Below are 20009 nucleotides of genomic sequence, written 5' to 3'. Positions count from 1 at the left end.
AGAGAAAAACACTAGATGGCGACATATCTGATACGGCGGCTTCTGATCGCCATTCCAAGTCTACTCGGAATCAGCCTGATCCTGTTCACGGTGCTCGCATTGGCGCCGGGCGATCCGTTCTCCGAAATGGCGACGAATCCCAACGTGCCGCCCGAGGTGCGCGAGGCCATCCGCGCCAGCTTCGGCCTGAACGACCCGATCATGGTGCGGTATCTGCGCTGGCTCGGGGCCATGGTGCAGGGCGACTGGGGCTTTTCCTTCGCCAGCCGCATCAATGTCGACCAGCTCATCCTGCAGCGCGTGCCGACGACGCTGTTCGTGGTCGGCTCCTCGCAGATCCTGGCGCTGTGCATCGCCCTGCCGGTCGGCATCTTCGCGGCGACGCGGCCCTATTCGATCTTCGATCAGATCGCCAACACGCTCGCCTTCGTCGGCTTCTCGCTGCCGACCTTCTTCACCGGCCTGCTCTTCATCCTGCTCTTCTCGGTGACGCTGGACTGGTTCCCCTTCGTCTACCGCTCCGACGTCGCTGCGACAGGCTGGCGCTGGTACTGGGAGATGTTCCGCCAGGCGATCATGCCGATCATGGTGCTCGGCCTGTTCCAGGCAGCCTCCTATACGCGCTATGTCCGCTCGGCCGTGCTCGACGTCATTCGGCTCGACTACGTCACCACCGCGCGCGCCAAGGGCCTCAGCGAGCGCACGGTCACGCTGCGGCACATCACGCGCAACGCGCTGATACCGGTCGTGACCTTGGTCGCGCTGCAGATGCCCGCCGTCTTCGGCGGTGCGATCGTGACCGAGCAGATCTTCCGAATCCCCGGCATCGGTTCGCTTCTGATCGACGCGATCCTCGCCAACGACACACCTGTGATCATGGCCGTGACGTTCGTCTTCGCCTGCCTGGTGGTCCTGTTCAATCTCATCGCGGATGTCCTTTATGGCTGGCTCGACCCTCGCATCTCCTTCAGCTGATCCGACGGTGACGGCAGCCGCCGCCACCGCCGTGGTCTCGCCGGGGCGCGAGACGTGGCGCCGGTTCCGGCGGCACAAGCTCGCCATGGCCAGCACCTTCGTGCTCGCCTTCCTGATCCTCGGCGTCGTCGTCGGCCCCTGGTTCTGGCCCATCCCGATCAACGACATCGATTTCTCGGCGCAGCTCCAGGGTCCGTCCTGGGCGCACCCGCTCGGCACTGACGACCTCGGCCAGGATATCCTGGCGCGGATGATGTATGGCGGGCGCATCTCGCTCGCCGTCGGCCTCGCCGCGATGATCGTGGCAACCATCGTCGGCGTCGTCATCGGTGCGTTCGCCGGCATGTCCCGCAAGGTGGCCGACCCCGTCCTGATGTGGGTGACCGACCTGTTCCTGTCGCTGCCGCAGCTGCCGCTGCTGCTGCTGATCATCTATCTGTTCCGCGAGCAGTTGAAGGCGGTGTTCGGCGTCGAGGGCGGCGTCTTCGTGCTGATCGTCGTCGTCATCGGCGGGCTGCGCTGGATGCCGGTGGCGCGCCTGGTGCGCGCGCAGTTCCTCTCGCTGCGCGAGAAGGAGTTCGTCGAGGCGGCCCGCGCCCAGGGCGCGACCAAGCTCCGCCAGATGACGCGGCACATCCTGCCCAACGCACTCGGTCCGGTCATCGTCGCCTCGACGATCGAGGTCTCTTCCGCGATCATCGCGGAATCGACGCTCTCCTTCCTTGGCCTCGGCTTCCCGCCGGACATCCCGACCTGGGGGCGCCTGCTGTTCGACGCCAAGGACCACCTCGACTCGGCGCCGCACTGGGCGCTGTTCCCCGGCGCCGCGATCTTCCTGACCGTGTTGTCGATCAACTTCATCGGCGACGGTCTGCGCGATGCGCTCGACCCGCGTCGTGTGATCTGATCCAGAGAAGGACCCGAAATGACCTCCCCGATCCTGTCCGTTTCGAACCTCTCGACCTCCTTCCGCGTGGAAGGCCAGTGGAAATCGGTCGTCCGCAACATCTCCTTCGACATCAAGCCGAAGGAGACGCTGGCGGTCGTCGGTGAATCCGGCTCCGGCAAGAGCGTGACCGCGCTCTCGATCATGCGCCTCACCCCGCCGCAATCGAGCAAGATCGAAGGTTCGATCAAGCTCAACGGCAAGGAGCTGCTGACGCTGCCGGATTCCGACATGCGCCACATCCGCGGCAACGAGATCGCCATGATCTTCCAGGAGCCGATGACCTCGCTGAACCCGGTGCTGACCATCGGCTTCCAGATCGCCGAGGCGCTGATCCTGCATCGCGGCCTGTCGCGCTCGGAAGCCGAGGCCGAGACGGTCCGCCTGCTCGAGAAGGTCCGCATCCCCGCCGCGAAGTCGCGCTTCCACGAATATCCGCACCGCTTCTCGGGCGGCATGCGCCAGCGCGTGATGATCGCGATGGCGCTGGCCTGCAAGCCCAAGCTCCTGATCGCCGACGAGCCGACCACGGCGCTCGACGTCACCATCCAGGCGCAGATCCTGGAGCTCATCAAGCAGTTGCAGGACGAAGAGGGCATGTCCGTCCTCTTCATCACCCACGACATGGGCGTGGTGGCCGAGATCGCCGACCGCACCGTCGTCATGTACAACGGCGACGAGATCGAGACCGGCAACACCGACGACATCTTCCGCAATCCGCAGAAGCCCTACACCAAGGCGCTGCTCTCGGCCGTGCCGAAGCTGGGCTCGATGGAAGGCCGCCGGCGGCCGATGCGCTTCCCGGTCGTCGACCGCGCGACCGGCCTCTCCGACGTGCCGACCGAGGTGCCCGATACCGTCCAGGCGGCCGAGCGCCCCGTGCTGGAGGTTGCCGGTCTCACCACCCGCTTCGAAATCCGCGGCGGCCTGCTCTCCTCGGTGAAGGGGCGCGTGCACGCGGTCGAGAACGTCTCCTTCAGCCTGAAGGCCGGCGAGACTCTGGCGCTGGTCGGCGAATCCGGCTGCGGCAAGTCGACCACCGGCCGCTCGGTGATGCGCCTGATCGAGCCGCTCGCCGGCTCGGTGCTGCTCGACGGCGTCGACGTCCTCAAGCTCAACCAGCATGACCTGCGCGAACAGCGCAAGCGCATGCAGATGATCTTCCAGGACCCGTTCGCCTCGCTGAACCCGCGCATGAACGTCGGCACGGCCGTCGCCGAGCCGCTTCTGATCAACAACCTCGCCACCCGCTCGGAGGCGCGCGACAAGGTCGCCGACCTGCTCAAGCGCGTCGGCCTGCTGCCGGAGATGGCCAACCGCTTCCCGCACGAGTTCTCGGGCGGCCAGCGCCAGCGCATCTGCATCGCCCGCGCTCTGGCGGTCGAGCCGCGGCTGATCGTGGCGGACGAGGCGGTCTCGGCGCTCGACGTCTCGGTGAAGGCGCAGGTGGTGAACCTGATGCTCGACCTGCAGGCCCGCATGGGGCTGGGCTATCTCTTCATCTCGCACGACATGGCGGTGGTGGAGCGCGTCAGCCATCGCGTCGCGGTGATGTATCTCGGCGAGATCGTCGAGATCGGCCCGCGCGAGGCGATCTTCCAGAACCCGCAGCATCCCTACACCAAGCGGCTGCTGGCGGCGGTGCCGATCGCCGATCCGGCCCGGCGCCTGCAGAAGCGCCCGGTCTCGAACGACGAGATCAAGAGCCCGGTGCGGGCGCCCGACTATATCGTGCCGGTGCGCCAGTACCGCGAGGTCTCGCCCGGCCATGCCGTGATGATCTGGGGCGAGGAATGGGAAAAGAAGGAGCCGGCCGCCGTCGCGGCCTGAGGCCTTCGCATCTCGAAAATAATCAGCCCGCGGCGCGAGCCGCGGGCTTTTTGTTGGGCCGCGGAATGTCCTGTTCGGGTGGAAAGTGGAAGTCCGCCACGTGAGCTACGCGCGGCCCGATCGCGCCAATAACGGAATTTGGCGCCTCGCCCGAAGACGGAGGTTCCGGGCTGACAGGCCGAGAGGTGCTTCTCGGCATGGGCGGGTCATTCAAGGGGGCTGCTCTCGGGAGATATCTCACCCGTGGCAGCGGGCATTGGCCTCACAGCCTTTGCGCCGTATCAGCCATTTCCGTCACCGTACAGGCGAGCGCTGCCGCCAACCTGCCGCCCTTTTGGCCCTGCCGCTCCAACAGCACGATCTGCCGTTTGAGTTGCGGCTCGCCGAATGGCAGGCAGAACATGGGCAAGCCGTTCCGCACTTCGTTTGAAAGGGGAATGATGGCGACTCCGAGCCCGCTCTGGACCATTCTCAGGATCACCTCCTGACTGTCGAGGACCATCTCCTCGCGAACATTGATCCGCTGCCGCCTCAGCTCTCGCTCTATCACGCGGCCGGCCCACGCCCGGCTGTCGAAGCGAATGAAAGGCAGGTTGGATAGCAATTCCCGCTGGCTTTGACCTTCCGACCCCGCCGGGGCGACAAGCCAGAACCGATCCTCATAGAGCGGCGTCCAGTTCAGATCCGCCGGATGAGGCTTCACCGGCTCGGTCGTGATGGCGGCGTCCAGCTCGCCGGCCGAGACCTTCACCGCAAGTTCCGCCGACATTCCCGCCTCGACATGGACCCGGACGCGTGGATGGGACCGTTTCAGTGCCATGAGCGCCTGCGGGAGAACGCCCGACAGCGCCGTCTGGATGGCCCCAAGCTTCAGTCGCCCGGCAAGCGAGTGCTCGACACTCAGAGCCTCCGCGATCTGGTCGTAGAGCGCGAGCACCTCTTCGGACTTTGCGAGCACGATCCTGCCGGCCTCCGTCAGTACGGGCAGTCGGCGCGAGCGGTCAAACAACTGGGCGCCGAACTCCTCCTCCAGCGACTTCACCTGCAAGCTCACGGCAGACGACGTCAGGCCAACCGCTTCCCCGGCGCGGGCAAAAGACCCAAGCCTGGAAATGGCCTGCAAGGTGCGAAGAGCGCGCAGCGACACAGACACCCGACCCAAAAGTTATTCTCAACGATCCGGCAAGAATTAAGCATTTTTTCTCGCCCCTCAAAAGGGGTAGTTGCTTCGGCAAAGACCGACCGACGAGGCCGACATGACCGCCGCTGCTCCCAGCCAGGACGCCGTCGAAGGCTCACCCATCCTCGCAATGGCGCGTCGGGCAGCCGCGCTTCGCGCGGCCGGTCGCGATATCGTGGATCTAACCCTCGCGGAGCCGGACTTCGCGCCCCCGTCTCACGTCGCAGACGCCGCGATAGACGCGGCTCGCCGGCCGCTTGGCTATACGCCGTCCAATGAAATGCCGGAACTCCGCATGGCCGCTCGCAATGCCGTCGCACGGGACCGAGGCCTTGAGTACGAGGACACCGAGATCGCTGTCGGCTGCGGCGCCAAGCAGGTCATTTTCAACGCGTTTCTGGCGACCCTCGAAGGGGACGAGGTGATTATCCCCGCGCCGTATTGGGCCGGCTATCCCGACATGGTGCGGTTCTCCGCAACGCTGGTCGAGGGCGGCCATCGCATCGCCGCGGTGTCAGGAGCCGGGGCATGACGCGCGATGTCCTGTTGGCGCTGCTGCCCGTCATCGTGCTGATCGGGCTGGGCATGGGGCTGCGCCTGCGGCGTTTCCTGGATGACGGCTTCTGGCCTCTGGCAGAACGGCTCGGCTATTACATCCTGCTGCCGTGCCTGTTCTTCCACGGGCTCGCCACGGCGCATCTCGAAGCGCTGCCGGTTCACAAGCTGGCCCTGACGCTCATCCTGGCCACGATCGTCGTGTCGGCTCTGGTTGTGGCGGTGCGGCCTCTGCTGCGTCTGGATGGCCCAGCGTTCACCTCAGTGTTTCAGGGAAGCGTTCGCTTCAACAACTATGTCGGCGTCACCCTGGCATCCGGACTGTTCGGCGCCAAGGGCATCGCCATGGCGGCAATCTGCAATGCCGCGATCGTGCCGACGGTCAACGTTCTGTGCGTGCTGGTTTTTGCCCGGCACGGCTCGGCCAAGCTGAGCGGCCGGGGCATCCTCAAGCAGCTGGTGACGAACCCGCTGGTGATCGCCTCTCTGGCCGGCATCGTATTTCAGCTCGCCGGCCTGGGCATTCCGCCCGGTATAGAGCCGGCGATGCGCTCCCTGGGTGCCGCTTCTCTGCCGCTAGGCCTTCTCTGCGTCGGCGCCGCGTTGGACTTCACGACAGCTCGCAAGTGGGTCGGCCCGGTCGCGTCGTCGTCGGCGATGAAATTCCTGGCGATGCCGGTTGCGACCATCCTGTTCGCGATGCTGACCGGCCTTACGGGTCCGGCACTGACGACAGCCCTGCTGTTCCAGGCCCTGCCTACGGCATCGTCGGCCTACATCATGGCCCGTCAGCTGGGCGGCGATGCTCCGCTGATGGCTGGCATCACGGCGACACAGACGGTGCTCGCCGTGGTGGCCATCCCGCTTGTGCTACTTGGCACTGCGCCTTGGGTGACCTTGTGAGCGGATCGTCGCGAGCGAGGGTGGCCGTTTAACAGGCGCGGCCACGATCGGGATCCCAGAGCCGGGTTTGACGGTGCCGCCAATTGGCTCCCCCGCCCTTAGAGGAGCTTGAGCGCGAGCAGACGGCTCAACGCCCGACGGCGAGGCGGGCCCGCGCCAATGCTTCGATTCCCTTCGCCCGGTCGGCTTCTGGCGTGGCCGAAGCAGCCATGCCATCCTGCCCGCGCCGGCGGAGGAAATGGCGATGGAGTTGAAGCTGCTGGAAGACTTCCTGAGCCTGTCCACGACGCTCAGCTTCTCGCGCTCCGCCCGTGAACGAAACGTCACGCAATCGGCCCTGAGCCGCCGCGTCAAACAGCTCGAGGGATGGCTCAGCCTGCCGCTGTTCGACCGCAGCAGCTATCCGATCCGTCTCACCGAAGCCGGCCGGACCTTTCTTCCGCGTGCCCAGGAAATCCTGAAGCAGGTGCAGGGCGCGCGACAGGAGGTGCGCCAGCTCCATGAGGACGCATCGGAGACCCTGGTCTTCGCCACGCTGAACACCCTGTCCTTGACCTATTTTCCTGGCCTCGTCCGCCGCATCGAGGAAAAGCTCGGGCCGGTGAAAACGCGGTTCTGTGATCAGCGCTCTTCCTTCGACGGCAATGTCGCGCTCCTCAACCATGGCGAATGCGATTTCCTGCTGACCTATGCCCATCCGGCGGTACCGCCCGAATTGGACGCCAAGCGCTTCGTCTATCGCCGCCTCGGCACCGAGCGGGCGATCCCGGTCTCGATCCCCGACGAACGCGGCGAGCCGCTGCACGCCTTCCGCTGTGGCGATGCTCCCGTCCGCCTGCTGAGCTACGGCACCTGCTCCTTCTTCGCGCGACGGCTGGCCCTGCTCTTCGCGGAGCGGCCGACGCCGCTGGTCACAGTCTACGAGAACCCGATGTCGGTCGGCCTCAAGGCCATGGTCATGGCCGGGCGCGGCGTTGCCTGGGTGCCCGAGAGCCTGGTCGTCGACGAGTTGCGCAACGGCCAGCTCGTGCCGGCCGCCGACCCGTCCTGGTACATCACCGCCGAAATCCGGCTTTACCGGGCCAGGCAGCAGGGTCGGCTCTCCGTCGAACAGTTCTGGGCTGCCACCATCGACGACAACCAGCCCTCGCGGCCGGACGATCCGGCCGGCCCCGTCACCGGCCGGCGCGGTTATGCGCGTCCGGCCTCGACGGACTCCGACAACAGGAAACCTAGGTCTACTGCCGCATCGATGTCGGCGAGCCGGGCGTAGAGTGCAGCGGCGCCCTGCATGTCGGCGCAGCAATCCCCGAACTTCGCTTCCCGGTCGGCATCGTCGAACGGGTCCGCGATCGAGCCCTTCGCCTCCAGCCGCTCGGCCTTGAGCACGCGCCCGTCCTTGAGGCTGATGGTGACGCGATGCGGCTGGCGCCCGGCCGCCTCGTCGCTCTTGTCGTAGGATCGCATCGTCGTCAGCGGCAGCAGGCGCCGGAGTTCCGCACGCCCGACGGCAGCCGGCGTGAAATCGGCGAGCGACAGCCGGTCCTGCGACAGCGCGAGCGCCACGCAGTAATGCATCGAGAAGCGCCCCTGCATCTCGTCCTGCGGGTCGGGATAGGCGAGGTTACGGGCATTGGCGATGCCGACCAGCGTATCGACCGCCGCGACGTCATCGGCAGCGAAGCCATGCTCCGCCTTGAGGTCGAGGATCGCGTCGACCGCGAGATGCGTCGAGCCGCAGCAGGGATGGCGTTTCGGCGTCAGCCCATCGCTCTCGATGACATGGGGTGACGCCAGCGCCATGCGTTCCCAGCCGGCAGCGCTGTCGTCGCCGAACAGTTCGGCAATGCCCATCGGACATTCCAGGATGTCGAGGCGCCCGGTCATCCCCGCAGCGGCGAGCGCAGCCGCATCGACGGCGTTGCGGGCCGCGAGCCCCGCGTGCAGCGGCTTGGCCGGCGTGCCGAACTGCCCCTTCGGCCCGGCCGCCATGCTCGCCGCAATGCTCATCGCCCGCGCAATGCCAGCCGCGTCGAGCCCCATCAGGCAGGCCGTGCCTGCCGCCGTGCCGATGGCGCCGACCGTCGAGGTCGCGTGCCAGCCGATGGTGTAGTGTCCCGGGTTGATGCCGCGCCCGACGGCGGCCTGCGCCTCCAGCCCGACGAGATAGGCGTCGACGAAGGCCCGTCCGCCCGCCCCGCGCCCCTGCGCCACGGCGAGCAGCGCCGGCACCAGCACCGCCGAGGCATGGGTGATGCCCGGCCGGAAATTGTCGTCATAGTCGAGCGCATGCGCGGCCGTGCCGTTGACCAGCGCGGCGATCGCCTCGCTCGCCCGGCCACCACCGGCGACCGCAGCCGCGCCCTGCGGGCCGATGCCGGACGCGAAAGCCTGCCGCACGGCCTGCGTCGCCTGATCGCCGATACCGGCCAGCATGCAGGCCACCGTATCGGTGATGGCGTGATGCGCCCTCAGCCGCGCGAGCGGCGAGAAGACCGACCCGGAGCGGCTCCATGCGGCAATACGTTCTATGGCGCTGGGCATGATTACTCCCGGTCGGTCTGGCGGAGGCTAAGGCTGATCAATCCTGCCGGCGTGCTTCGAGGATCAGGCGCAGCAGGCGGCCGAAGGCGAAGCGGTTCACCTCCGTGCCCTTGATGTCGGTGTTGACCCGGTGGACGATCACGAGGTCGAGCGAGGGGATGACGAGACAGTTCTGCCCGCCGACGCCCTGCGCGCTGTAGCTGCCGGCCGGCAGCACCACGCCGGGGAAGCCGGCACCGGAGCGCTCGGTCCACCACATATAACCGTAGCCGCCGCGTGGCCCGGCATCGGAAAGCGGCAGGACGCTGGTCGCAACCCAGTTGGCTGGGATGACCTGCTCGCCCTGCCAGCGCCCCTGCCGCAGGAACATCAGGCCGAAGCGTGCCAGATCCCGCGTCGACATCCGGAACGGATAGGCGGGATGAACCGAGCAATCGTCCTGTTCGAGCCAGCCGTCGCGCCGTTCGCCGTCAAAACGGAAATCCTCCATGCCCAGCGGGCGGGCGATCCGCGTCAGGAAGTCGTCATGGATGCCGGCGCCGGTGAGGGCAGTGAAGATCGTCCCGAGCGCATTGAAGTCCCAGTTATTGTATAGCCAGAAGGTGCCCGGCGGCTGCGAATGGCGCTGCGGCTTGATCGACTTCATCCAGGGGGATTCATAGCCGGCTGGGTGGAAGATGCCCGAACGGGCCGTCAGCAGATCATAGATCGTCGCCGCCTTCTCGCGCTCGCTCAGGCCTTCCCTGTCGTCGATGCCGAGCTGGGCGAGTGTCCGGGAGAGATCGATCGTGCCGGCTTCCTCATGGATGCCGATCAGCGCGCTGAGGAAGCTCTTGCGGACGGAGTGGCATTGGTAGCGATGAGCGAGGTCGCCGCGGCTCGCCACCACGCGCCCGCCCTGCACGATCATCAGCGTCGCCGTGGCGATGGTGTCGGCGAAGCGCCAGGCCAGGTCGAGCCCGGCGCTGGACCAGCCCGCCGCTTCCGGCTCCGTGGTTTCCCAGGCCTGCACCGGCCAGAATTCTCCCGCCGGGCTTTCGCCCGCGATGACTGCCTTATCCACTTGCTGGTCCTCCGCCGTTCCCACCATCGCTCACGTAGCCGGGCGATAGCCTGTGCTCGCGTCGAGAAATTCCCGCGTGTAGGGCTCGCGTGCGCGGCCGGCGCGGACATCCTGCGAACTCATTTCCTCGAGGATGCGCCCTTCGCTCATCATCGCGACGCGCTCGCACAGATGCGTCACCACCGCGAGATCGTGGCTCACCATGAGATAGGTCAGGTCGCGGTCGCGGCGGAGCTGCTTCAGCAGGTTGAGGATCTCGGCCTGCACGGAGACGTCCAGCGCCGAGGTCGGCTCGTCCAGCAGCAGAAGCTCGGGCTCGATGATCAGCGCACGCGCGATCGCGACGCGCTGGCGTTGCCCACCCGAGAGCTCGTGCGGAAAGCGGTAGCGGAAGGAAGGGCCGAGGCCGACGGCGGTGAGGATCTCGTCGATGCGCTCCTGCGGCCGGTCGAAGCCATGGATCTTCAGCGGCTCGGCCAGCACGTTCTGCACCATCTTGCGCGGGTGCAGCGAGGCATAGGGGTCCTGGAACACCATCTGCACGCGGCGGAAAAAAGCCTTGTCGCGCTTATGCGGCACCTCGCGGTCATGGAAGGCGATCGTGCCTCCATATTCGCTGTTGAGCCCGGCGAGTGCGCGCAGCACCGTCGACTTGCCGCAGCCGGATTCGCCGATCAACCCGAAGGCCTCACCATGGCGCAAGGTGAAGGAAACACCGTCGACCGCGGTGAGCGCCGAGGCGCCCCGGCCGAAGACGATGGAGAGATTGCTGACGGCGAGGGCAGCCGGGCGGTTGTTCGCGATGCTCGGATCCGCCGCGTTCATGTCCGGCTCCCGCTCTGCAGCGTCGGCCCGTCCAACCAGGCCGGATCGCGGCTCGGCACCTGCAGCATGTCGGCTTGCCGATCGAGGCGCGGCAGGCTGTCGAGCAGCGCGCGCGTATACGGGTGCCGCGCATTGCGCAGCTCGCGCGCCGGAATGTCCTCCATGATCCGGCCCGCATACATCACCAGCACGCGGTCGCAGAAATCCGCCACGAGGTTGAGGTCGTGGCTGATGAAGATCAGCCCCGCGCCACGCCGCGTCACCAGCTCGTCGAGAATGCTCAGCACCTGCCGCCGGATGGTGACGTCGAGCGCCGAGGTCGGCTCGTCGGCGATGATCAGGTCCGGCTCCGGAATCAGCATCATCGCGATCATGATGCGCTGCCCCATGCCGCCCGAGACCTCGTGCGGGAAGAGCCTGAAGACGCGCGCGGGATCGCGGATCTTCACGGCCTCCAGCATCGCGAGCGCCCGCGCTTCCGCCTCCCGCCCGCCGACCTTGTGGTGCAACCGATAGGCCTCGGTGATCTGCTGGCCGACGCGCATCAGCGGGTTGAGCGAGAATTTGGGATCCTGCAGGATCATCGAGATGCGGTTGCCGCGGATGCTGCGCATCTGCCGCTCGCTGGCGGCGAGCAGGTCGATCCCGTCGAAGGACAGCTTCGTGGCGGAGATCGACGCCGCCTTCGGCGTCAGCTTCAGGATCGTGCGTCCGGTCAGCGACTTGCCCGAGCCGGATTCGCCGACGATGCCGACCTTCTCGCGGCCGACGCTGAAGGAGATGCCACGCACCGCCTGCACCGTGCGGTGCGCGCCCTTGAACGAGACGAAGAGGTCCTCGACCTCGAGCAGCGGCTTATCCATGGCGGGGATCCAGGATGTCACGCAGGCCGTCGCCGAACAGGTTGAAGGCCAGGCTGGTGACGAGGATGGCGAGGCCGGGGATGCCGGCGATCCAGCCATTGGTCAGGATGAACTCGCGGCCGGACGCCAGCATCGCGCCCCATTCCGGGCTTGGCGGCTGCGCGCCGAGGCCGAGGAAGCCGAGCCCCGCGGCGGTCAGGATGATCGCCGCCATGTTGAGGGTGATGCGCACCACGACGGAGGGAATGCACATCGGCACGACATGGCCGAGAATGATCCGGAGCGGCGACGCGCCCTGCAGCCGGACCGCCGCGATATAGTCGGATTTGCGGATCGACAGCGTCTCGGCGCGGGCGAGCCGCGCGATCGGCGGCCAGGCAGCGAGGGCGATCGCGATGATCGCGTGGTCGATGCCGGGCCCCAGCGCAGCGACGAAGGCGAGCGCCAACACCAGGCTCGGGAAAGCCAGGAAGATATCGACGATGCGCATCAGTACGATATCGACCCAACCGCCGAGATAGCCGGAGGTGGTGCCGATGATCAGCCCGAGCGGCGCGGCGATCACTGCCGTCAGCAGGGCGATGTAGAGCGTGATGCGCGCTCCGAACACCAGTCGGCTGAAGATGTCGCGGCCGAGTTCGTCCGTGCCGAACCAGTGCGCGGCGGAAGGCCGTTGCAGGCGCTGCATCAGGTCCTGCGCATAGATGTCGTGCGTCGCGATCAACGGCGCGAACAGCGCCACCAGCGCGATCAGCACGATGATGGCGAGGCCGAACAGGGCGGCGGGATTGGCCCGCAGCCGCCACCATTTCAGCGAGAGTTGCTGCATCCGCGCCTGGAAGGGCGAGGCCGGGACGGGTGCGGCGAGCCAGGCCCCGAGGCCCCGCCCGGCTGAATGGTCGATGGGTTGTGGTGCCATGGCCATGCCTCAGCGGGTCCGCGGGTCGAAGACCCGGTAGAGCAGGTCGCACAACAGATTGAGCGTGACGAAGATGACACCGACCAGGAGCGTGCAGCCGACGACGGCGTTCATGTCTCCGGCGAGCAGCGCGTTGGTCAGGTAGCGGCCGAAGCCTGGCCAGGCGAAGACCGTCTCGGTCAGCACCGCGCCTTCGAGCAGGAAGGCGTAGGAGAGCGCGACCACCGTCACCACCTGCACGGCGATGTTGCGGAAGGCGTGACCCCACACGGTTCGCGCCCAGGACAGCCCCTTGACCCGCGCCGTCACCACATATTCCTGGCCGAGCTGCTCCATCATGAAGCTGCGGGTCATGCGGCTGATATAGGCGAGCGAGCTGAAGGCCAGGATCGAGGCAGGCAGGATGATGTGCGACACGGCATTGACGAACATATCCCAGTTGCCGGCGAGCAGGCTGTCGATCAGCAGGAAGCCGGTGACGGGTTCGAGATCGAACTCATAGGTGAAGTCGATGCGCCCGGGGCCGCCGACCCAGCCCAGCGTCGCATAGAACAGCACCAGACCCATCAGGCCGAGCCAGAAATTCGGCGCGGAATAGCCGACCAGCCCGACGACCCGCACGATCTGGTCAATCAGGGAGCCTCGATACATCGCGGAGAGCACGCCGAGCGGAATGCCGAGGCTGGTGCCGATGACGATCGCCACGCTGGCGAGCTCGATCGTCGCCGGGAAGACGCGGGCGATATCCGCCATCACCGGCTTGCCGGTGGTCAGCGCCATGCCGAAATCGAGATGCAGGACGCCCCAGAGATAGCGGCCGAACTGGACATGGAGCGGCTGGTCGAGACCGAGCTGCTTGTACATCGCCTGATAGGCTTCCTGGGTCGCGTTGTCGCCGAGCACGGCGACGACGGGATCGAGCGGCAGCAGGCGACCGATGAAGAAGGTCAGCGCCGCGAGCCCGAGCAGGGTCACGGCGAACGATATGAGAGTCCGGCTGGACGCTCGAAGCCAGGACGGAAACGGGTTCCGCCCGGATTCGGTGCTCAAGCCGGACGCGACTGCGGCGGTCCGGGACATCGCGGCGGCCTTACTTGGCCGCGCGCTCGTAATAGGTCCGGAAGCCGTTCCAGGTCCAAGACTTCAGGTCCTTGCGCACGCCGGCGACATTGTTCATCTGGAACATGAAGGCCATCGGCCCCTTCGCCATCACCTCCTTCTGGATTTCGGCATAGAGGGCGTCGCGCTTGGCCGGGTCGGGCTCGAGCAGGGCCTCGTCAACCTTCTTGTTGAGGTCGAGATCCTGGAAGGCGGAGCGCCAGCTCGGATACTGGGTCTGCTTGGCTTCCAGCCTGTTATCGGGGTTGAAGACGAGGCGCGAGGCGTTGCCATGGGCGTCCGGCACGTTGGTCTGCCAGGCCAGCATTGCCGACTGGTACTCGCGCCCGCGCACCTTGCTGAAGAGCTGGGCATTGGCCATACGTTCGAGAGAGAGCTTGATCCCGACCTTGGCGGCGTTCTGCTGGACGCTCTGGGCGATCGGGTTCGCATGCGGCAGCGTGCCGAAGATCATGGCCGCCTCGAAGCCGTTGGAATAGCCGGCTTCCGTCAGCAGCTGCTTGGCCTTGTCGAGATCGAGCTTGAAAGGCTGCCCCTCCTTCGCATCGAGGGCACCGACGGCGCCGAGCTGGGCGAAGCTGGCGCGGGGCACGCCGAGATGGGTCATCACGGTCTTGCCGAGGCCGTCATAGTCGATCAGGTAGCGCATCGCGAGGCGCACCTTCTCCTTGGAGAAGGGGCCGTCCGCGACGTTGAAGCCCCAGTAGAAGAGCTGGGGCCTCAGAGTCGTGACGATCGAGACGTCCTTGGAGCCTTCGAGATCCCTGAGGTCCTCCGGGGTCAGGTCGCGCGCCACGTCGACATCGCCCTGGCTGAGCAGCAGGCGCTGGGTGCCGGGTTCCGCGACATGGCGGATCAGGACGCGCTTCAGGCCGGGCGTCGTGCCCCAATAGCCCTCATTCGCCTCCAGCACGATCGACTCGCCGGCGTTCCAGCGGGTCAGCTTGTAGGGGCCGACGCAAGCGGTGCGCGTGGTCAGGTACTTGTTGCCGAGATCGCCGCCCTGCTCGTTCGCCATCAGGGTCTTCTTGTCCATCACCATGGAGACCCGGTTGGCGGCGATGGACTGCAGCACCAGCGTCGTCGGATAGGCCTTGTCGAGCTTGAAGACGAGCGTGTCGTTCGGGCCCGCAGCGATGCTTTGCTCGACGTTCTCCTTGGTGAAGCCGAACTCGGTCAGCGTCGCCGCATTGCCGAAGTTCAGCTTGACGACGCGGTGCAGCGACCAGGCGACGTCTTCAGCCGTGACGGGATTGCCGGAGGGGAACTTCGCACCCTTGCGCAGGTGGAAGGTGATCTCCTTGCGGTCGGGCGAGACGTCCCAGCGCTCGGCGAAGCCAGGCACGACCTTGCGCTCGTCGGCCGGGTCGAAATCGACCAGCGTGTCGCAGGTGTTCTGCAGGATCTCGTTGGTGACGACCTCGCCGACCTGGGCGGGGTCGAAGGTGCTGATGGCGTCGACGTTCCAGGCCATCACCAGAGCATTTTTGGGCGTGGCGGCGATAGCTGCTCCCGCCGCCGCGCAGAGGGCGCCGGCAGCCGCAGCCGACAGGAGACTGCGGCCGGCGGCGCCTCGTTTGGTTCCGCTCTTCTCGTTTCGGTTCGCCATGATCGTATCCCGCTCTTTATTTGTTGTTTGGTTGAAACGTCGCCCGGGCACGGCCTCGCCGGCGGTACCGGGATGCAAGGCTCAGGCGGCCGCGGGCCGCGGCTGAATCGGCGGTTTCACCTCTGGCGGAATCGGGCAGACGTAAGGGGTGCGCTTGATCCGCTCCTGATGGTCCTTCTTGGCGCGGGCCAGCAGCGTCTCATCGCTGATCACGTCGATCGCGGTGCCCGCCATGATCTTGGCGGCATGGACCATGCCCTTATGCGCAGCCGGGGCCTTGCCCTGCGCCGTGATCTGCCAGGAATGGCCGGGCGTTCCGATGGCATGGGTCGCGACCCGCGCCTGGATCGTCGGCACTTTCCAACTGACGTCGGCGACATCGGTCGAACCGATCATCGGCACGCCCCTTGTGCCCTGCGGCACGACGAAGTCGCAGAGCGGCGTGTTCTCGCGTGGCGCGATGCCGGTGCGGCGGTAGTCGTTGAGAATGTCGCCCTGGCTCAGCGTCGCCTGGATCTTGGCCGCATAGGCCTTGTCTGCCGCATCGAAGGGCACGGGGCCGAGCCGGTCGATATTCCCAAACATCGCGTCTTCCAGCGGCGTGTTGCCGAGCATGTTGGAGACCGCGCTCATGATCGAGATCGAGACCTTGGTCTCGGTCATCAGTGCCGCGCCCTCGGCGATCTTCTTCACGCGCTCGTTGAGTTCCAGCATGCCGGCGAGGTCGCGGGCGCGGATGGCGTAGCGTACCTTGGCCGAGGCCTGGACCACATTCGGCGCGATGCCGCCGGCATCGAGCATGGCGTAGTGGATGCGGGCGTCGGACGGCATGTGCTCGCGCATGTAGTTGACGCCGACATTCATCAGCTCGACCGCATCGAGCGCCGAACGGCCGAGATGCGGCGCAGCAGCGGCATGCGAGGCGCGGCCGGTGAAGTGGAAATCCATCCGGGTGTTGGCGAGCGACAGCGCGTCGTCGACCTTGGTCATCGAAGCCGGATGCCAGCTGATCGCGACATCGACGTCATCGAAGGCGCCGGCGCGCACCATGAAGGCCTTGGCCGCGCCGCCTTCCTCCGCCGGACAGCCGAAATAGCGGACACGCCCCGGCCGGCCGGTCCTGGCGAGCCAGTCCTTCACCGCGGTCGCCGCGAGCAGAGCGGCCGAGCCCAGCATGTTGTGGCCGCAGCCATGGCCGTGACCACCAGCTTCGACGGGCCTGGGCTCGGCGATGTTGGCTTCCTGGCTGAGGCCCGGCAGGGCATCGTATTCTCCGAGGATGGCGATGACCGGACCGCCTTCACCGGCTTCGCCCATCACCGCGGTCGGGATGCCCGCGACGTTCTCGGTGATGCGGAAGCCCTGTTCCTTCAGCATCGCAACATGCTCGCCGACCGAGCGGTACTCGGTATAGGCGATCTCCGGCATGCCCCAGACGCGATCGCTCAGCGCCTCGAAAGGCTGCCGCTTGGCATCGACCAGCTCCCAGATGATCTCGGAATTCTGCATGGGTTGGTCCTCTTTCAGAGATGCTCGCGCAGGAAGCGGGCGACGCCGCCGAAGACGGTGCGCCGGTTCTCGATCCGCGCGAAGCCGTGGCCCTCATGCGGGATGCGCAGATACTCGACCGGGCGGCCGAGGCCGCGAAGCACGGAATAGACCATCTCGCTCTCGCCGGGCGGCACGCGGGGATCGTCGAGCCCCTGCGCTACGAAGAGCGGCACCCGGATGCGGCCCAGCTTGTGGATCGGCGAGAAGCGGATCAGGTTTTCCCGGTCCGTGACAGGATCGCCGTATTCGACAGCGCGCAGATAGCGGCGCCACGGGCCGGTCGTCTCCAGCATCGTCAGGAAGTTGGCGATGCCGTAGAACTCGATGCCGACCTTCCACAGCTCGGGCTGTTCGGTCAGCGCCGCCAGCACCATGAAGCCGCCATAGGAGCGGCCGTAGACGGCGACGCGGCTGTCGTCGACATCGGGCTGCTCGCGAAGCCACAGCCGCACCGCCTTGAGGTCGGCGACGCTGTCCATGCGCAGATGCTTGTCGTCGAGATGCTGGTAGGTCCGGCCGTAGCCGGTCGAGCCGCGAACGTTCGGGGCGATCACCATGATGCCCTGGCTCAGGAAGAACTGCAGGTCGGCGCGGAAGATCGGCGTCCACTGCGCTTCCGGCCCGCCATGCACCACGACCACCGCCGGGTAACCGGACTCCGGCGCCTTGCCGCGTGGACGATAGACGAAGAACGGCACCTCCAGGCCGTCGAAGCTGGCCGCATTCGCCACGGTGGGCTCGACGAAGGCGGCGGGGTCGAGCCCGGCCTTGGAGGCATCCGTCAGCCGCTTGGCCTGTTTCGTGGCGATGTCGAAGCACCAGACATCCGGCGGCGAGGCCGAGCCGTCGAGCGGGAAGACAAGCCCGGAGCCGTCGGGCAGCCAGGCGACGGAGCCGATCGTGCCGGGCGGCAGCCCGCCGGCTTCGAACTCCGTCCCGCTGGCGAGATCGCGCACGAAGATGCGGTTCCTGCCGCGGTCGTTCGCGACATAGGCCAGGCGGCCCTGATCGGGCGCGAGTGCGGCCGCCTCGACATCCTGCCCGTCGCGCGCAACGACCCAGCTCATGGCGCCATCGGCCGTCGCGCAGAAGGCGATGCCGAGATGCTCGCGCCCCTGATCGGTCAGCGTGAAGAAGCCGCTGCCGTCCTTCTTCATCCGGCTCGCGGCATAGCGGGCCCGGCCCTCGTGCGGAAGCAGCGGCGTGCGCGCGCCGCTCTCGACATCGAGCCGGTAAAGATCCTGATCGCTCATCGAGCGGGTAGCGTCGGCGACGAGCAGCGAGCGGCCGTCGGGGAAGAAGGCCACGGCCTCACGATAGCCGTTCCCCTCGTAGACGCGCCGCGCCGCGCGCGTCGCCATGTCCATCACATAGATGTCCATATGCTCGGGATGGCGTGCATTCGAGGCGAAGGCGATGCGCTGCCCGTCGGGAGCCCAGGCGCCCCAGACATGAACCACGGACGGATCGTCTGTCAGCGGCTGCGGCACGCCGGAAGCGCCCGGCACGAGCCAGAGCTGATGCCGCTCGTCGCCGCCGCAGTCCATCGTGAACAGCAGGTCGCGCCCCTTGGGGTTGAAGGCGATCGCCCCGACCGGCTCCGGCATGTCGGTCAGGCGCCAGGGCGCCCCGCCCGCGACCGGCTTCAGCCAGATCTGATGTGTGCCGCTCTCGTCGCTCAGATAGGCCAGGAGCTCGCCGTCGGGCGCAACGGCCGGGCTCTTGGCGCTGCGGATTTCGAGATAGGGTTCGATGCCGAGGCGGATCTGGCTGGCGGCTTCGTACATGGCTGTTCCTTCAGGCCGCTCTGGCCGGCATGGAGTCGCGCAGGCGATCGGTCGCTTCGCGCAAGGCGAGCGATAGAGCCGGCGCGTTCGGTGTCGCCGCGTGGTTGGCTTCGGTCACGATGGTGAAGCGGGCTTCGGGCCAGGCCGTCTTGAGCCGCCAGGCCGTGCACATCGGCGTCACGATATCGTAGCGGCCCTGGACGATCTCGGCCGGCAGGTGCCGGATGCGCGGGACGTCGCGTAGAAGCTGGCCCGGTTCGAGGAAGGCGCCGTTCACGCAGTAATGCGTGAAGATCCGCGCCAGCGCGAGCGCAGCCTGCGGCTCGGTCAGGGCCGCGACATGATCGGCGTCGGGCAGGAAGGTTTGAGTCCGCCCCGAGAAGGTTCTGAGGCTGACTGCGGCCGCCATCTGCTGCTCGCGATCAGGGCCGGTGAGCCGGCGGTAATAGGCGCCGAGCAGGTCGCCTCGCTCCGCTTCCGGCACGAAATTGGCAAAGGTCTCCCAATGGTCCGGGAAGATCGTGCGCGAGCCATGGAACCACCAGTCGATCTCGGCGCGCTCGGCCATGAAGATGCCGTGCAGGCGGAAGCCGAGGCAGCGCTCGGGATGGGCCTGTCCATAGGCGAGGCCGAGACAGCTACCCCAGGAGCCGCCCGTGACGAGCCAGCGCTCGATGCCGAGGTGGCTGCGGATTCGCTCGAGATCGGCAACGAGCGCCTGGGTCGTATTCCCGGCGAGCGCGGCGGAAGGGCGCGAACGGCCCGCACCGCGTTGATCGAAGGTGACGATGTTGAAGGCCGCCGGATCAAAGGTTCGGCGCTGGGCGGGTTTGGTGCCCGCGCCGGGGCCGCCATGCAGGAAGACGACGGGAATTCCGTCGGGATTGCCGCTCAGTTCGACCTGAAGCTCATGGTCGTCACCGACGGGGAGGCGCAGCGAGCGGTAAGACTCGACCACTGGATAGAGAGCACTCTCGTCGTCAGGCACATCGGGCTCCGCTGCACCGGAGCGCCGCGACGCCCCCCGTATCGTCGGAGGATGGCACGGCCGAACCGCCGCTGGCCAATGCATTTGACGCGCGTTGTTATGAAGATCTGGAATAGATTTATAGGAATTGGCAGCGGCAAACACCCCTTTGCTTGAAGGTCGGTGTCGCGAACTCAAAGGCCTGGCTGCCTGATCCCGCGCCGATCATCCGGGAACGATGTTTGCGACCGAGACCGTCACGCGTCGCGCCCAGCATATTCCGGGTTGCGGCTTCGCCGAGGTTGCTGATCTGCTGTGGCCTTCCGCGAATGCGGATCATTCAGAATGCCGAATTCGATCGGTAATGAGCCCC

The 20009-nt window shown here is 66.8% G+C and carries 17 protein-coding genes and 1 pseudogene; 6 read left to right on the top strand and 12 right to left on the bottom strand.

Annotation, left to right across the window (positions count from 1 at the left end; genetic code table 11):
- Positions 1 to 15: 15 nt before the first annotated feature.
- From AC1DIN_RS17980 to AC1DIN_RS17970, 3 genes are read left to right on the top strand one after another with little or no spacing between them, the layout of a single operon-like run.
- Entirely contained in the window at positions 16 to 975 is a 960-nt protein-coding gene (locus tag AC1DIN_RS17980; protein ID WP_441473413.1) for an ABC transporter permease, read from the top strand.
- The gene (locus AC1DIN_RS17975; protein ID WP_441473414.1) at positions 941 to 1882 is read left to right on the top strand and encodes an ABC transporter permease; all 942 of its coding nucleotides are present in this window, start codon (positions 941 to 943) and stop codon (positions 1880 to 1882) included. Before AC1DIN_RS17980 ends, AC1DIN_RS17975 begins: the two co-directional genes overlap by 35 nt.
- Before the next feature lie 18 nt (positions 1883 to 1900).
- Positions 1901 to 3751: an ABC transporter ATP-binding protein gene (locus AC1DIN_RS17970; RefSeq protein WP_441473415.1), complete on the top strand. Its 1851-nt coding sequence runs from the start codon at positions 1901 to 1903 to the stop codon at positions 3749 to 3751.
- Between the two features lie 262 nt (positions 3752 to 4013).
- On the opposite strand, the gene AC1DIN_RS17965 is transcribed toward AC1DIN_RS17970, so the two are convergent.
- The gene (locus tag AC1DIN_RS17965) at positions 4014 to 4898 is read right to left on the bottom strand and encodes a LysR family transcriptional regulator (protein ID WP_476810772.1); all 885 of its coding nucleotides are present in this window, start codon (positions 4896 to 4898) and stop codon (positions 4014 to 4016) included.
- Between the two features lie 109 nt (positions 4899 to 5007).
- On the opposite strand from AC1DIN_RS17965, the gene AC1DIN_RS17960 reads away from it, so the two are divergent.
- The 3 genes from AC1DIN_RS17960 (at position 5008) to AC1DIN_RS17950 (ending at position 7662) form a co-directional block, all read left to right on the top strand.
- On the top strand, positions 5008 to 5463 hold the full coding sequence (locus AC1DIN_RS17960) for an aminotransferase class I/II-fold pyridoxal phosphate-dependent enzyme (protein WP_476810771.1): 456 nt from the start codon (positions 5008 to 5010) through the stop codon (positions 5461 to 5463).
- Positions 5460 to 6389: an AEC family transporter gene (locus AC1DIN_RS17955; protein WP_476810770.1), complete on the top strand. Its 930-nt coding sequence runs from the start codon at positions 5460 to 5462 to the stop codon at positions 6387 to 6389. The genes AC1DIN_RS17960 and AC1DIN_RS17955 overlap by 4 nt, the downstream gene beginning before the upstream one ends.
- A 244-nt stretch (positions 6390 to 6633) precedes the next feature.
- Positions 6634 to 7662 (top strand): LysR family transcriptional regulator, encoded by a 1029-nt coding sequence (locus AC1DIN_RS17950; protein WP_476810769.1) that lies wholly within the window; start codon positions 6634 to 6636, stop codon positions 7660 to 7662.
- Here the strand turns inward: AC1DIN_RS17950 and AC1DIN_RS17945 are convergent.
- From AC1DIN_RS17945 to pip, 11 genes and pseudogenes are all read right to left on the bottom strand, one after another.
- Positions 7581 to 8933, bottom strand: coding sequence for an MmgE/PrpD family protein (locus AC1DIN_RS17945; RefSeq protein ID WP_476810768.1), 1353 nt, complete (start codon positions 8931 to 8933; stop codon positions 7581 to 7583). The two genes, AC1DIN_RS17950 and AC1DIN_RS17945, sit on opposite strands and share 82 nt — an antisense overlap.
- 37 nt (positions 8934 to 8970) lie before the next feature.
- Positions 8971 to 9996 (bottom strand): serine hydrolase domain-containing protein, encoded by a 1026-nt coding sequence (locus AC1DIN_RS17940; RefSeq protein ID WP_476810767.1) that lies wholly within the window; start codon positions 9994 to 9996, stop codon positions 8971 to 8973.
- A gap of 30 nt (positions 9997 to 10026) precedes the next feature.
- The gene (locus tag AC1DIN_RS17935; protein ID WP_441473422.1) at positions 10027 to 10821 is read right to left on the bottom strand and encodes an ABC transporter ATP-binding protein; all 795 of its coding nucleotides are present in this window, start codon (positions 10819 to 10821) and stop codon (positions 10027 to 10029) included.
- Positions 10818 to 10985 carry an ABC transporter ATP-binding protein gene (locus AC1DIN_RS17930; protein ID WP_454658943.1) on the bottom strand — a complete coding sequence of 56 codons (168 nt, stop codon included), beginning with the start codon at positions 10983 to 10985 and terminating at the stop codon, positions 10818 to 10820. The genes AC1DIN_RS17935 and AC1DIN_RS17930 overlap by 4 nt, the downstream gene beginning before the upstream one ends.
- 162 nt (positions 10986 to 11147) lie before the next feature.
- Positions 11148 to 11606: pseudogene (locus tag AC1DIN_RS17925) on the bottom strand (ATP-binding cassette domain-containing protein); the annotation flags it as partial.
- 70 nt (positions 11607 to 11676) lie between these two features.
- Entirely contained in the window at positions 11677 to 12603 is a 927-nt protein-coding gene (locus tag AC1DIN_RS17920) for an ABC transporter permease (RefSeq protein WP_476810766.1), read from the bottom strand.
- Positions 12604 to 12612: 9 nt separating this feature from the next.
- Entirely contained in the window at positions 12613 to 13683 is a 1071-nt protein-coding gene (locus tag AC1DIN_RS17915) for an ABC transporter permease (RefSeq protein WP_476810765.1), read from the bottom strand.
- Between the two features lie 10 nt (positions 13684 to 13693).
- Positions 13694 to 15331, bottom strand: a complete 1638-nt coding sequence (locus AC1DIN_RS17910; RefSeq protein WP_476810764.1) for an ABC transporter substrate-binding protein — start codon at positions 15329 to 15331, stop codon at positions 13694 to 13696.
- 81 nt (positions 15332 to 15412) lie between these two features.
- Positions 15413 to 16840 carry a M20 family metallopeptidase gene (locus AC1DIN_RS17905; protein ID WP_476810763.1) on the bottom strand — a complete coding sequence of 476 codons (1428 nt, stop codon included), beginning with the start codon at positions 16838 to 16840 and terminating at the stop codon, positions 15413 to 15415.
- Between the two features lie 14 nt (positions 16841 to 16854).
- Positions 16855 to 18669 carry a S9 family peptidase gene (locus AC1DIN_RS17900; RefSeq protein ID WP_476767082.1) on the bottom strand — a complete coding sequence of 605 codons (1815 nt, stop codon included), beginning with the start codon at positions 18667 to 18669 and terminating at the stop codon, positions 16855 to 16857.
- Positions 18670 to 18679: 10 nt separating this feature from the next.
- The gene (gene pip, locus AC1DIN_RS17895; RefSeq protein ID WP_476767083.1) at positions 18680 to 19657 is read right to left on the bottom strand and encodes a prolyl aminopeptidase; all 978 of its coding nucleotides are present in this window, start codon (positions 19655 to 19657) and stop codon (positions 18680 to 18682) included.
- Positions 19658 to 20009 lie beyond the last annotated feature (352 nt).

The organism is Allobosea sp. 05T438 (genome assembly GCF_056396025.1).
Note: the sequence above shows the minus strand (reverse complement) of the source record. Positions and strands in the feature narration are given on the sequence as shown.